We start from the raw sequence: 13,226 nt of genomic DNA on the forward strand, positions 1-13,226 counted from the left end.
TTATTTCGCTTTTCTTAGTTCCGTTTTTACTTCTTTCACATCGTTTTTCATTTCTTGTTTTTCATATACTTTAAAAAATGGATACCAGATCACGGAAGCGACCAGCACGCAGACAAACATTAAGATAAGTCCAGATATTGTACCTGTTGTAATCCAAGTTGAAATTGGGAAAGGAACGTACCATAAATCAAATACAATTTTTGGAATCGGAGCAAAGTGAATGACCTTTGTGAAAACCCAAATGATGATTGGCAGGACAATTCCGATAATCCACATTGGGAACATCATGATGGGGTTCCAGGCAATCGCCCCAAATACGACTGGCTCATTAATATTGAAAATACTGGGAGTAATACTGGCTCGGCCAAGTGCTTTGAGTTTCGCATTTTTCGAAAAAGCTAGCATGATAACTAATGGCAATGTAGTGCCGATACCTCCCACCCACAGGTAAGCCGAATACATCGTTTCAGAAGTTACAAGATTTGAGGCTCCAGCAGTAGCATTCGCTGTAATCGCAGCTAAAAGAACAGGCTTTGTTACTGGAGTCAGCACCCAAGTGGAAATTCCCATTGTGTATAAGAAACAGGTAATAAACATGATCAACGGGAAGCCCCAAGGTGATTCCATTACTTTTGCCAGAGGCATAAATATCTTCAAAATCGTGTTGTATAAATCAAAGCCAGCAATGTCTACAACTAACCACGCTGCCACAATCACAACCGCAATAGGAAGCATCGCATCAAACCAAGCGCGGACAAAATCAGGAATAACGGACTCTTCTTTAAAGAACGAGAATGAGCCGAACAGTCCCATAATCCAGCCGGTAAATACACCTGCCACGATAGCGACGAACATCCCGCCAGAACCTAATGATGCATGACTAAAACCAATTGTTTTATCTGCAATGACTTGAGGTGAAATAATAATTAAGAAAGTGATAAGACCAGTACACCCAGCAATCATACGTTGCTTACGCATACGTTTCTTTTCCATTAAGTTAAATGGAATTAGGAAAGAAACAAATAGCGATAACAACCCCATTGTCCAACCGAACAGTGTCCAGAAATTAGGGTAGTTTTTAATGTGGAATACATCACCAGGGATGGTTAATAAACAAAATAAAGAACCTAATAAAATAAATGGAAGTAATTGCATGATAGAGTCTTTTAGCGTTATGACCCATACATTATGGTTAATTTTGTTCATTCTTGGCGCGAAGTCTTTTTCTAGCCAATTAATCAGTTTCTCCATATATGGCTAACCTCGATTCGTTAAGTTTTAGAATTCCTTCAATAAATCTTCTAAAGCAGCCTCTCCATCTAAGGTAGAATAGTAGGAAGGCTTCATTAATAAAACTTTCACATCCGCATCACCAATATAATCCTCGATTTCGTCTAAGATATACGCTAAGTGAGGCCCTACCATTAAGGCGTCGATCTCATCAATGTAATTTTCAATTTCTGCCTCACCGCGTGCTTTAATGCTAATATCAAGGTTACGTTTCGCAGCAGCTTTCCGAATATTTGAAGCCATAAAACCAGAACTTGCCCCAGATCCACATACTAGTAATACATTTAATTTTTCCATGAAAATAACCCCTCCAATAAATTGATAGCGTTTTCTTTTCTACAACCCTACTATAAAATTAATATTGGAATCTTTCCAATAATCCTTTACACTGGGGTGGTGCAAATATATATATTTAGTAGTGCAAATCGACCTTTTAAGATGAAATGAGGCTAGATTTATGAATATAAAATACAGAAATATACTTCGTCATCTGAGTACTCAACAAGACTGGACTTCATCAGCCCAGCTTGCTAACTTATTAGGTATTTCAAAAAGAAGTGTGAAAACCTATATTGCCGATATTAACTCAATGGAAAAAGAGTTGATTATATCATCAAAAAAAGGATACCGAGTAGAAATAGAAAAATTAACCCCATTTTTAAATTCGTTGGAAAAATCGATACCACAAACACCAAAAGAACGAGCGGAATATTTATTAAAAAGTCTTGTGAATGCTGATGGTCCACGTAATATTTTTGACTTAAGTGATGAATTATATATCAGTGAGGTCACTTTAAAAGGGGACTTACGTAAGGTCAAAAAACGTTTAGCGGATTATAATTTGGAACTTAGGGTGTCTGGTGACTCTATTGAAATGGTTGGACCAGAAAAGAGTAAACGAAAATTAATGAGTTCCATTCTTTATAGTGAAACAAATGATAACTTTCTTGATATTGATAAGCTTAGGTCATCTTTTGAGGGTTATGATATCGACTTTATCCGCGATGTCATTGCGGAAGTCTTTTCAACTTTTCACTATTTTACTAATGATTATTCCCTTACCAACATCATCCTTCACATTGCCATCGCCATTGACCGAATGGAAAACGGCTTTATTTTTTCAAAACAAGTGGACGGAGAAGCCAGTCTGGAAAAGGAATACAAAATCGCTAATGAGATTGCCAAAAGACTTGAGGAGCACTTTGGTGTAGAGTATTCCGAGGGAGAAATTCGTGACCTGGCTCTGCTTATTTCCAGCAGTGGGACGAGTGTTAACTTCATGCACCTGCAGCTGTCGGATTTGCAGGATGTAGCAGGAATACGATGCTTAAATCTAGTAGGGAAAATCATTGAAGACTTGCGAAGTAATTATTACATTGTGATTGAGGATCCGGATTTTTTGGTGCGGTTCACCCTTCATATTAAAAATTTAATCATGCGTTTAGAGAATGATTTTGTGAGTAAAAATCCTTTGACTTCAACGATTAAGCTGAATTGTCCTTCTATCTATGACTGTGCCGTTCATGTATCCTATACGATTAAGGAAGAGACGGGATACACAATGAATGATGATGAGATCGCCTATGTGGCCTTTCATTTAGGCTATGCTTTAGAGATGCAAAAGCAGGCTCATTCCAAAATTACTTGCGCCATTCTTTTTCCGTTTTATTATAATTACAACGTGCAGATTACTGAAAAGTTGACTAAGCAATTTGGTGAAGACCTTCTAATTCAACATATAGTAACCAACGAGGGCGATTTGAACGTTTTGAATTGTGATTTAATTATCTCAGCTGTCCAACTAAATTCTGTTCCGAAGATTCCATATGTATTAATTAATCCATTTTTTACAAGCGTTGATCAAAACAAAGTGGCCCAAAAAATTAATGATCTTAAAGAATCGAAAAGGAAAGATTCTTTCAAGAGGAATATTGAGGCGATTACGGAACAGCAACTATTTGAAATTGTTGATTTTCCTGGGACAAAAGAGGAAGTCCTCACTAGAATGTGCACAATTATGGAACAAAAGGAGTTTGTTGATTCTAGTTTCCTTGCAAATGTAATAGAACGTGAAGCTATGTCGTCCACGGCTTTTGGCCGTATAGCAATTCCTCATGCAATCAAAATGAATGCGAAAAAGACCGGTATGTTTGTTCTAATCAGTGATATGGGGATCAAGTGGGGTGATCTCACGGTTAACGTTGTATTACTTTTTTCTGTTAGCAAGGATGACAGGAAAATATTCCATGAGGTAGTGGATTCACTTGCCACCATTTTTACTGTAGATGGGAATGTTTCTCTAATCATGAATGCAGAGGATTACAAGAGTTTTGTTGATATATTAGTTTCATGTTACTAAATTACGATTTTATTGGGTCTGAGCCCCCAAGGGTAAAGTGGTATTACGCATAGTAATGAATAACTTTATAAAGCATATAAAAATATACAATGACTAGAAGAAACCTGAATAATCCACAGCGATTTTTCAGGTTTTTGTATTTTAGGAGATTGTTGATATAGTGGTTTGATCATTATTTGCAAAAGAATGATTAAATAAGTAGCGATATTGTTCCGGAGTCACTTCCATATATTTTTTGAATCCTTTATAAAAGTGGGATGTATCATAAAAACCATGTTCTTCTATGATGTCGTCTAGATCTAGATTATGGTTTAGTAGTTTGTGAACAGAATGTTGTAATTTCACAATCTGACTAAATTGTTTAGGAGAAAACCCAATATAATCTTCAAACTTCTTTCGAATATAACGGTCTGAATAACCTGTCTCACATGCTAATTCCTTTATATTTAACTGCCCCTCCGTAGAATAAATTTTGTTTAGGCAATAGGTAATGAGGTTTCGCTCATAAGCCCCTTCAGGTCGATGTGACTTTAAATACGCATCGAAATATATTACACGTTCCTGAAAACTTGATCGAGCCTCCAATTCCTCTAGTAAGGAATGATCAATATGGAGCACATCAGATAGAGGGATTTGTTGTTGTTGAATCAGTTCTTTGGTTGAACATTTAAACTTAAAACTGGACTGTTCTGGCAATAGTCGTACCCCGAAATATTCTGAATCCTTTTTAAAGGTGTAGGAACAACGATGTTGAGGGCTAGTGCCTATTACTGCAAAAGAGTTGGAAGGATTAAAGCAAAAGAGTAGATCGATGCAGCCGTCTGGAATGATGGGTAAGGTTCCTGGTGAGCCTCGGTCTATTTTGAATTGGTAAAATAAAGAAACCTCTCTTACAGACGTTTTCTCCGGTTGGTGCTCTCTATATAAGTGACAATGCGACTTCATCTCTGGTTGTGTAGGATTGAAAAAATACCCTTTTGTTTTCATTTTAAAACCCCTCAACTTTTCTAAATTCACACAGTGATTATAGTACAAACAAAAATTTAGTACACACTTCATGTAAGAAAAACTAACGTAAAATGTTCTGAATATTAACATTGTTCCGTTTTTTACAATGAAATTTAGAAATATCACATGTATAGTGAGAGCAAGCACAAAACAAAAGGAGGAATTGTTCATGCAAGCACATGAAACGATAGTTAGTACTGTCAATCATCCATTGGAGCCCTTAACAGCCGAAGAGATTAAAAAGGCTGTTGATATTTTAAGAACCAAGCAAAATTTAAATCACTTTGCAAGGTTTGTTACGGTTGTCTTAAACGAGCCGGCAAAGGATATTGTGCTAAGCTTTGAGCCTGGTAAAGAAATTAACCGAGAAGCATTTATGGTGATCTTAGATAACGAATCTGAGAAGACCTACGAGGCAGTTGTTTCTATCACAAAAGGTGAAGTGGTCAGCTGGGAGCACGTTCCTGGAGTTCAACCGGGTGTGATGCTGGATGAATTTGAAGAGTGCGAACAAGTGGTGAAGAACAGTCCCGAATTTAGGGAGGCTTTGTTAAAGAGAGGGATTACAGACGTCGATTTGGTTATGGTCGATCCTTGGTCTGCAGGTCATTTTGGGATCGAAGAGGACGAAGGAAAAAGATTAGCCAGAGCGATCTGCTGGGTAAGAAAATTTCCTAATGACAATGGCTATGCCTATCCTTTAACAGGGATTGTCGTCTATGTGGATTTAAATAAAATGGAGGTTCATCGATTCGAAGATCATGGTGTAAGATCCCTTCCTCCGACAGATGCAAATTACACTCCTGAAACATCCGATTCTATTACCCTTCGAACGGATCTAAAACCATTAGAAATTGTTCAACCGGAAGGACCAAGTTTTGAAATCGATGGTCATTTGATTAAATGGCAGAAATGGATCATTCGCTTTGGATTTACGCCACGGGAAGGATTGGTGCTTCACCAAGTAGGATATGAAGATAAAGGGAAGGTCCGCCCCATCCTTTATCGGGCAGCTCTATCAGAGATGGTCGTGCCTTATGGTGACGGGAGCTTCGCTCATAGCAGCCAAAATGCTTTTGATGCTGGTGAATATGGTCTTGGGCAGTTGGCTAACTCTTTAGCGTTGGGTTGTGATTGTCTTGGAGAGATCCGTTACTTTGATGCTGTCATGACCGATAGCAGAGGTAATGTCCGGACGATTCCGAATGCGATTTGTCTCCATGAAGAAGATTATGGGATTGCATGGAAACATACCGACTGGAGAACGGATCAAGTGGAGGTCCGCCGTTCCCGTAGATTAGTCTTATCCTTCTTCTGTACGGTTGGAAACTATGATTACGGATTTTATTGGAGCTTTTATCAAGATGGAACCATAGAAAATGAAGTGAAGTTAACAGGGATGTTAAATACGGGTACCTATGATGAAAGCGGCACATCTAAATATGGAACAGAGATTGCACCGCAATTAAATGCAGTTTATCATCAACACTTCTTTAACTTCCGCTTAGATACCATGCTAGACGGTATGAAAAATTCAGTCGTGGAGATCAATACCCTGCCGGAGACGGAAGGGCAGCATAATCCATATAACAATGCGTTTTATATCGACACCAAAACATTTAAGACAGAGCAGGAAGCTCAGCGGATTTTGGACATGGCCTCACAACGTACATGGAAAATCATTAATCCAAATTCACTCAATGCCGTTGGGAAGCCGGTTGGTTATAAAATTATGCCAGGTGAAAATTGTCTGCCATTTGCAAGTGATGAATCTAGTGTCATGAAGCGGGCTGGATTTCTCAAGAATCATTTGTATGTAACGCAGTATGATTCAAAAGAAATGTATGCAACCGGAAACTATCCAAACCAGCATAAAGGTGGGGATGGGCTGCCAAAGTATGCGGCAGCCAACCGTAATATTGAGAATGAAGATTTAGTTGTTTGGTATACCATGGGCCATCACCATATTACAAGACCAGAAGATTGGCCGGTTATGCCTACCGCTTATATCAATTTCCAACTGAAACCAGTAGGGTTTTTCGATCGCAACCCAGCTATTGATTTACCTCGTCCAACACCAAAAACATCTGCCTGCCATTCTACAAGCGGATCACAGTGTCATTATTCATAGCCTAATAAAGGAGGAGATTTGATTCTCCTCCTTTTTAAAAAGACAATTAGGGGGAGAAAAACATGTTGTTAATGGTTAGTTTGATAATGGTTCTTGTGTATAGCACCTACTTTTTTGTTAGCTCTCGTTCCGAGAAGAGGAGTGGGACACTATCTACTTGTGTCCCAATGATACTAGGGATGACGAGCAGTATAACAATAGGTTTAGTGATTGCCATTTTATTACCTAAGATGCTCGCTGTTACTACCATCCTTTCTATTATTGTAAGTGCTGGTATCGCATGCTTAATAGGATCACGGTTTGGTGTTCGTGGAATAATTGAATCCCAAGCTTCTAGTTTAATGGGCGCTATGATGGGGGCGATGTTGGGAGTAATGCTTGCAGCGAATGAAATTACTTTGATGGTCATGACGATGGATGTTATTTATCTTCTGAGTATCTGTTTGATGATGTTATTACTAACGAAAGATTCTATGGTGAAAAAACAGAATATTTTTAAAAGTAAACCAGCAACTTTTTATCTAGTCTTTCTTTTGAGCATTTGCCTGATTGGGACTACAGGATTTTTGCAAAAGGAGGATACGCAGGTAGAAGTAGATACCATGAGTCATATGCATGAACACTAAAATTTGATATTGAGGGGAGAGTAGTCATGGAGATGCAAAATAAACAGTTGTTGCAAGAGGTCACTCCAGATATCTCAAGTGACTCGAAAATATCCAAGTTTGGGTATGAACAAGAATTAAAAGGATCCATGAATGTTCTACAATTAACGGCATTCGGACTCAATTATATGCTCCCCTTAGCACCAGCAGTCATTTTTGGTGTATTACTATCAACCTCTGGCGGGACTGTCGCCTTACCGTTTTTCCTTGCGGGGATTGCCATGCTATTAACGGCTTTTAGTTATGCCACAATGGTGAGAAATTACCCTCTATCGGGGTCTGTTTACAGCTATGTCGGGCGCGGATGGAATCCTCATCTTGGATTTATTGCAGGCTGGGTTGTGACTTTAGATTATGTACTCATTCCAACCATCACTTCTGTTAGTGCAGCTTATTTAGTACAACAGTATTTTCCGGCTGTTCCCTTTTGGATTCTGTTAGGAATTTTCTCAATTGGAATTGGTTTGCTAAATTTATTTGGAGTCGAATTAATGACAAAAATGGGACTCTGGTTTTTGATTTTGGGTGAGTTTGTGGTATGGACTTGTATTTTAGTTTGGGGCAAAGCGGTCTATTTTGATGGGATAGGAACGGGCACGTTATTTAGTACTCAACCGTTTCATTTCGATCATGTTACTGGACTTGTGGGTGCAACATCACTGGCTGTATTGAGCTTTCTAGGGTTCGATGCCATTACTACGTTAGCAGAAGAAACAACGAACCCAAAAAGAGATATACCGAAAGCAATCTTTATGTGTGTTGGTCTTGGACTTGTCACAATGGTGGTGTGTGGTTATGTTGCCATGCTCGTTATTCCTGATTGGAGAAGTCATATACATGATGAAAACTGGATGAATACAGTTCTATTTCAAGTGTCTAAGATGACTGGGGGAGATTGGTTTGGTCTCTTTTTCACTGCCGGTTATTTAAGTTCGTTGGCGATCTTTAATCTAGTGGCAACTGCTGCTGGGGCTCGCTTGTTATATGGAATGGGCCGTGACAATCTGTTGCCAAAAGGGATTTTTGCAGCGATTAATAAACGATTTAACACACCGCATTTTAATATTTTACTAATAGTAGCCGTTGAATTCATTCTAGGAAATACAGTAGATTTAGGTACTATTTCCAACCTAGTAAACTATGGAGCATTTTTTGGTTTTGCGGCCTTAAATCTTTCGGTTATTTGGCTATATTATGTAAAGAAAAAGGGAGAAGCCCCATTAAGTCTTGGTTATTCACCCAATTGGCTGCCAACCGGAAAATATCATTTCCGCTATTTCATTCTTCCGCTTTTGGGATTTAGTATTATCGCTTATGTTTGGTTTGGAATGGACAGACTAGCTCTACTAATAGGGACTATTTGGCTGATCATCGGGTTTGTCTTTTTATTCTTTAGAACGAATGGGTTTAAAAAATTACCACCCCATTTGGAGCAATAACAGTGAATTCCGTCATTTGAAAGTCCTCTTCGGATCAGGGAGAGGACTTGATAACATATGATACCCGGTTAATTTTTCAAATTGTATGGTAATGGTAACGGTAAAGTATTCCATTAATCAGCTTTAAGAGCTTAAAATAGTAGTTTTATCAGTTCTTCAAGCTGCTGATAGGAATTTGTCTCATGAGTTGGATGTATATGTTCAATCGTCCTTGCTTTGTTCTTGTTATTAATCCATACAGAGCCCCAACCAGCATTATGGGCTCCTATTATGTCATTCTCAAAAGAATCTCCAATCATATAGGAATCGGAACTAGATGTATTGGTTTTTCCATTAACATAATCAAAGAAATCCTTGTGTGGCTTTGCATAGCCCACTTCGCTAGAGATATAGATATTGTTCTTTGGTAACCACTGTGAGAGATTTAGTGATTCTAGTTTTAACCGCTGATGGGTGGAAGGACCGTTTGTGGTTACATAAACAGGAATGCCCTTATTGCTTAAGTATTGAAGGATATTTTTCATTTCTGGAATAAGGGTGACCTTGTATTGCTGGTCTTTATATTCCTTCTGAAAGGCATCAGCCTCATCAGTCGTAATCGTATATCCGAAATCTTTAAAGGCATTGATCATGCGATATTGATGCATCTTTTCTAATGACATTTCTCCAGACTCTGTCAGCGCAAACACTTTATCACTATACTCGCGGCTCTTTTTAAAGAGTTCTAGAATCGAAATATCGGCGAACGTTGAAAAAACTCTAGTATACGCTTCTTGAAAGGGTTGGAGTTGGTCATATAATGTATCATCTAGGTCGAAGAAAATCGATTTCATGCGCTACACTCCTCTTCATGGCATTCAACTCTTCTATTATAGTAAAATGCGGAACCCAAAGGAAGCTCTCTTTAGGAAACGATTCTAAAAACGACTTCTTGATCGTTCAACCCAAACTCATTATGGAGCTTTTTATGAAAAAGGTTGCAAAATTTGATTTCTGTTATCCCGTAAAAATACGCATATGGGTTCTTGATATTTCGGTCAAACTTTAGCTTCCGAATCAGTTGCTTAAAGGATTGAATGGCAACATCAAGGACGACCTCAGGATCATTTTCCCATGAATTGCGGTAGGCCGTGATTTTTGCTGTTTTCCAAAACTCTTCGATGGATTTTGCATCGTTAAAAAAGTATTTAACTTGCTGAACAAAAGGCTGTGGAACACGATCGCTCACGTATGTATGATCTAATTTGGACGGTTCTTCTATACGTTCTTTTATCTTTTGATCTTTTTCAGTTTTTAAAAGATTACTAGCTTCTTTAGGGTAGTTCATTATTTCCTCTTTGGGTGGTTCATTTGAGGGAAAACGATTAAATTGGTACAGATTACTCGACTGTGAACCGTTTTTTCTTTCGGTTTCGAAGACAGTGAAAATGCCTAATTTCGTGGCTTTAAGGATCATCCGTTTAAAAGTAGAACGAGAGATGCCGAGGTCCATGTATTCTTCATGGATGGCTTTTAAGATGGTGCCAATTTTGGCATTGCAAACGCCGGGGATTTTAGCTGCGTAACGTACCAATCTTTTTAATCCCATTAACTCTCCTTTTGAAAAATCTTGCTTATGTTCTAACATCCACATCTCGATATGGTGATTGAATTCCTGAAGCGAACTGAATTGCGAAAACTGTTCGAATCCTTCAATGTTTCCTGACTTAAGATTGAACATTGCTAACACCCTTTCATCGCTAAATTGGTGCCGTTTGTCATCGAATCTGACGTATCTGGCATCTCCACGATATCGGGTTAAGCTTGGTAAATCGAATTCCACTTTTTCGAATTTGGAGGCGAGTTTGATGCTTTAAGTGCCTTTTTGGGCTTCAAATGTGAAATTTGGAGCCGTCTTTTGCTATTTGAGCTGAATTTAGCATCATTTTGTTTTTCTAAAACAATTTAAATCTAGCGATAATGATTGTCCAAATAATGAATGTTAATATGGGCAGTGAGACGAGCGTGACTAAAAACGACCGTTCGAATAGGTTATAGCCCTTTTTTTCGGCAAACCATTCACACAATAGGACAAGGATATAAAGTAAGATGAGTTGGACTGAAAGAGATATGAGTTTAAATAGTACAAATTGAAAGAAACCATGATTGTCCATTTTATTTCCCCTTTCACTTATTTATAATTATTCAGCAACCGGGGGAAGTATTATTAACTGGAATGGAAAAAGGCCCCTTTCTAAAGGAGCCTTTCATTATAATAATAGAGTTTCTTTTTTATCTAGATAAAGGTCGTACATCTCTAAACACTCGAGAAGTTCATGTTTATACACTAATAATGCCTTTTTCACTACCAAGTTGTTATTTTTGCTGTCGAGCTCCATATTACACTCTTCCAGTTCCTTGCTTTTTACTGTTTTTAACTCCCTAAAAATGCTCTCTAAATCTCTCCCCATTTGCATAACCTCCAAAACTATTTTCTTTTTCTAATAAAAGCATGGACAGATTTTTCGTATTTTATGCAAAAGTCTTACAGGGGCTTGCTATTAAAAATCTTTTTTGAATAAATCCGTTTTGTTTAATAAATATCACCAAAATAGGAATAAATATCCATGAGGATTATCCTAAAATATCTAATTGTAACTTTGTTTACAGGGATTTAATACTATCGCAATAGTAATAAAATCATTTAAAAATGAGTACTGCCATTATTTTCAGTGTTGCGCATATCTAAAAAAATATCTAGAATTATATTGTAGTATCATGATATGATATTGATTAAACCTAATTTATGTTTTTATTTATATAGTAATAAATTTAGTTGCATTCTTAAGGAGAAGGGGAGAGGTTATGAAAAGAATAAGTCTTGCATGGCAAATTTTCATTGGTTTGGCACTAGGTATTATCGTAGGTGCTATCTTTTACGGTAATACTCATGTAGCAGATTTTCTTCAGCCGATTGGTAATATCTTCATTCGCTTAATCAAAATGATTGTTGTCCCAATTGTTATCTCAAGTATTATCGTTGGGGTTGCCGGTGTGGGCGATTCGAAATCGCTTGGTAAATTAGGCGGCAAAACCATTTTATATTTTGAAATTATTACAACTATTGCGATACTGGTTGGTTTAATATTTGCTAATGTCTTCCACCCAGGAACTGGTGTTGATCGTTCCCACCTAACGAAGACAGATATCAATACGTATGTGGAAACAGCGAAAACCACTGAATCTCATTCTTTTGCCGATACGTTTGTTAATATCGTTCCAACGAATATCATTCAGTCATTAGCAAATGGTGATATGTTAGCCATCATTTTCTTCTCGGTTATGTTTGGTCTTGGTGTAGCGGCGATTGGAGAAAAGGGCACGCCAATTATCAATTTCTTTAAAGGTACGGCCGATGCAATGTTTTATGTAACTAACCAAGTTATGAAATTCGCTCCACTGGGTGTTTTTGCACTTATCGGCGTGACAGTTTCAAAATTCGGTTTATCTTCACTTATTCCATTAGGAAAATTAGTTATCGTTGTTTATGGCGCGATGTTCTTCTTTATTTTGGTTGTCCTAGGTATTACTGCAAAGATTGTGGGAGTTAATATTTTTAAATTCTTAGCTTACTTAAAAGACGAGTTATTACTTGGTTATTCTACAGCAAGCTCGGAAACCGTTCTTCCGAAAATCATGGAAAAAATGGAGAAGATTGGCTGTCCGAAGGCGATTACTTCTTTCGTTATTCCAACCGGTTACTCGTTTAACCTTGATGGATCCACGCTTTATCAAGCGATTGCGGCATTGTTCATTGCACAAATGTATGGAATTCACTTGAGCATTACTCACCAAATTACGTTAGTGCTTGTCTTGATGGTAACGTCTAAAGGTATTGCGGGTGTTCCAGGGGTATCTTTCGTGGTTCTACTTGCAACGTTAGGAAGCGTGGGAATTCCGGTTGAAGGTCTTGCGTTTATCGCTGGTATTGACCGTCTTCTTGATATGGCTCGTACATGTGTAAATATTGTTGGTAACTCTTTAGCTGCAGTTGTGATCTCAAAATGGGAAGGTCATAAGATTAAAGATGAAAGTAAATTAGCAGCTTAATTGTTGGAGAAGACAGAGATGCAGATTGCACTCTGTCTTTTTTGTTTCTTAAAATTGTATGGAGAGAGATGTTCTCGGGTTTTACGAAGGATTGGCTTATAAAAGGCAGATGAAGGACGAAACGGTTTGAGGCCAAACGTTTAATTAGAAAAAAGACGCAAAATTTGTTGCTTTAACGAATACAATTAACCTTTTGTATAAATAAAAGAGCAGACCACATAAGCGTGTTCTGCCCAGATTAGAGA

Annotated in this window: 12 protein-coding genes; 5 read left to right on the forward strand and 7 right to left on the reverse strand. The window is 37.8% G+C overall.

The genetic code is table 11. The features are described 5' to 3' along the window. Both COD92_RS08055 and COD92_RS08060 read right to left on the reverse strand, forming a co-directional pair. On the reverse strand, positions 1-1,251 hold the full coding sequence (locus COD92_RS08055; RefSeq protein WP_098531221.1) for a PTS sugar transporter subunit IIC: 1,251 nt from the start codon (positions 1,249-1,251) through the stop codon (positions 1-3). A 27-nt stretch (positions 1,252-1,278) separates the two neighbouring features. Beyond that, positions 1,279-1,587: a PTS sugar transporter subunit IIB gene (locus tag COD92_RS08060; RefSeq protein WP_098531220.1), complete on the reverse strand. Its 309-nt coding sequence runs from the start codon at positions 1,585-1,587 to the stop codon at positions 1,279-1,281. A gap of 160 nt (positions 1,588-1,747) precedes the next feature. Here COD92_RS08060 and COD92_RS08065 point away from each other — a divergent pair, with 160 nt between their 5' ends. Beyond that, entirely contained in the window at positions 1,748-3,649 is a 1,902-nt protein-coding gene (locus COD92_RS08065; RefSeq protein WP_098531219.1) for a BglG family transcription antiterminator, read from the forward strand. A 141-nt stretch (positions 3,650-3,790) separates the two neighbouring features. On the opposite strand, the gene COD92_RS08070 is transcribed toward COD92_RS08065, so the two are convergent. Then, on the reverse strand, positions 3,791-4,636 hold the full coding sequence (locus tag COD92_RS08070; protein ID WP_176541251.1) for a helix-turn-helix domain-containing protein: 846 nt from the start codon (positions 4,634-4,636) through the stop codon (positions 3,791-3,793). 190 nt (positions 4,637-4,826) lie between these two features. Between COD92_RS08070 and COD92_RS08075 the strand changes: the two genes are divergently transcribed. The 3 genes from COD92_RS08075 to COD92_RS08085 all read left to right on the forward strand — a co-directional run bounded on the left by COD92_RS08075 (position 4,827) and on the right by COD92_RS08085 (position 8,892). Next, complete coding sequence (locus tag COD92_RS08075; protein WP_098531217.1) at positions 4,827-6,788, forward strand: primary-amine oxidase; 1,962 nt, start codon at positions 4,827-4,829, stop codon at positions 6,786-6,788. A gap of 62 nt (positions 6,789-6,850) precedes the next feature. Then, complete coding sequence (locus tag COD92_RS08080) at positions 6,851-7,414, forward strand: hypothetical protein (RefSeq protein ID WP_098531216.1); 564 nt, start codon at positions 6,851-6,853, stop codon at positions 7,412-7,414. Positions 7,415-7,440: 26 nt separating this feature from the next. Further along, positions 7,441-8,892, forward strand: a complete 1,452-nt coding sequence (locus COD92_RS08085) for an APC family permease (protein WP_098531215.1) — start codon at positions 7,441-7,443, stop codon at positions 8,890-8,892. 131 nt (positions 8,893-9,023) lie between these two features. On the opposite strand, the gene COD92_RS08090 is transcribed toward COD92_RS08085, so the two are convergent. The 4 genes from COD92_RS08090 to COD92_RS08105 all read right to left on the reverse strand — a co-directional run bounded on the left by COD92_RS08090 (position 9,024) and on the right by COD92_RS08105 (position 11,342). Further along, the gene (locus COD92_RS08090) at positions 9,024-9,725 is read right to left on the reverse strand and encodes an HAD family hydrolase (protein WP_098996128.1); all 702 of its coding nucleotides are present in this window, start codon (positions 9,723-9,725) and stop codon (positions 9,024-9,026) included. 71 nt (positions 9,726-9,796) lie between these two features. Continuing rightward, positions 9,797-10,612: a hypothetical protein gene (locus COD92_RS08095; protein ID WP_098996129.1), complete on the reverse strand. Its 816-nt coding sequence runs from the start codon at positions 10,610-10,612 to the stop codon at positions 9,797-9,799. Positions 10,613-10,826: 214 nt separating this feature from the next. After that, positions 10,827-11,045 carry a hypothetical protein gene (locus tag COD92_RS08100; protein ID WP_098531212.1) on the reverse strand — a complete coding sequence of 73 codons (219 nt, stop codon included), beginning with the start codon at positions 11,043-11,045 and terminating at the stop codon, positions 10,827-10,829. A gap of 96 nt (positions 11,046-11,141) precedes the next feature. Further along, entirely contained in the window at positions 11,142-11,342 is a 201-nt protein-coding gene (locus tag COD92_RS08105) for a hypothetical protein (RefSeq protein WP_098996130.1), read from the reverse strand. Positions 11,343-11,736: 394 nt separating this feature from the next. On the opposite strand from COD92_RS08105, the gene COD92_RS08110 reads away from it, so the two are divergent. Beyond that, complete coding sequence (locus COD92_RS08110) at positions 11,737-12,981, forward strand: cation:dicarboxylate symporter family transporter (protein ID WP_098531210.1); 1,245 nt, start codon at positions 11,737-11,739, stop codon at positions 12,979-12,981. The last annotated feature ends 245 nt before the right edge of the window (positions 12,982-13,226 follow it).

It is taken from the genome of Bacillus sp. AFS037270, assembly GCF_002585305.1.

Excerpts from the sequence above, each read along its gene's own strand:
- COD92_RS08055 (WP_098531221.1), bottom strand. The coding sequence starts at position 1,251 with ATGGAGAAACTGATTAATTGGCTAGAAAAAGACTTCGCGCCAAGAATG.
- COD92_RS08060 (WP_098531220.1), bottom strand. The coding sequence starts at position 1,587 with ATGGAAAAATTAAATGTATTACTAGTATGTGGATCTGGGGCAAGTTCT.
- COD92_RS08065 (WP_098531219.1), top strand. The coding sequence starts at position 1,748 with ATGAATATAAAATACAGAAATATACTTCGTCATCTGAGTACTCAACAA.
- COD92_RS08070 (WP_176541251.1), bottom strand. The coding sequence starts at position 4,636 with ATGAAAACAAAAGGGTATTTTTTCAATCCTACACAACCAGAGATGAAG.
- COD92_RS08075 (WP_098531217.1), top strand. The coding sequence starts at position 4,827 with ATGCAAGCACATGAAACGATAGTTAGTACTGTCAATCATCCATTGGAG.
- COD92_RS08080 (WP_098531216.1), top strand. The coding sequence starts at position 6,851 with ATGTTGTTAATGGTTAGTTTGATAATGGTTCTTGTGTATAGCACCTAC.
- COD92_RS08085 (WP_098531215.1), top strand. The coding sequence starts at position 7,441 with ATGGAGATGCAAAATAAACAGTTGTTGCAAGAGGTCACTCCAGATATC.
- COD92_RS08090 (WP_098996128.1), bottom strand. The coding sequence starts at position 9,725 with ATGAAATCGATTTTCTTCGACCTAGATGATACATTATATGACCAACTC.
- COD92_RS08095 (WP_098996129.1), bottom strand. The coding sequence starts at position 10,612 with ATGTTCAATCTTAAGTCAGGAAACATTGAAGGATTCGAACAGTTTTCG.
- COD92_RS08100 (WP_098531212.1), bottom strand. The coding sequence starts at position 11,045 with ATGGACAATCATGGTTTCTTTCAATTTGTACTATTTAAACTCATATCT.
- COD92_RS08105 (WP_098996130.1), bottom strand. The coding sequence starts at position 11,342 with ATGGGGAGAGATTTAGAGAGCATTTTTAGGGAGTTAAAAACAGTAAAA.
- COD92_RS08110 (WP_098531210.1), top strand. The coding sequence starts at position 11,737 with ATGAAAAGAATAAGTCTTGCATGGCAAATTTTCATTGGTTTGGCACTA.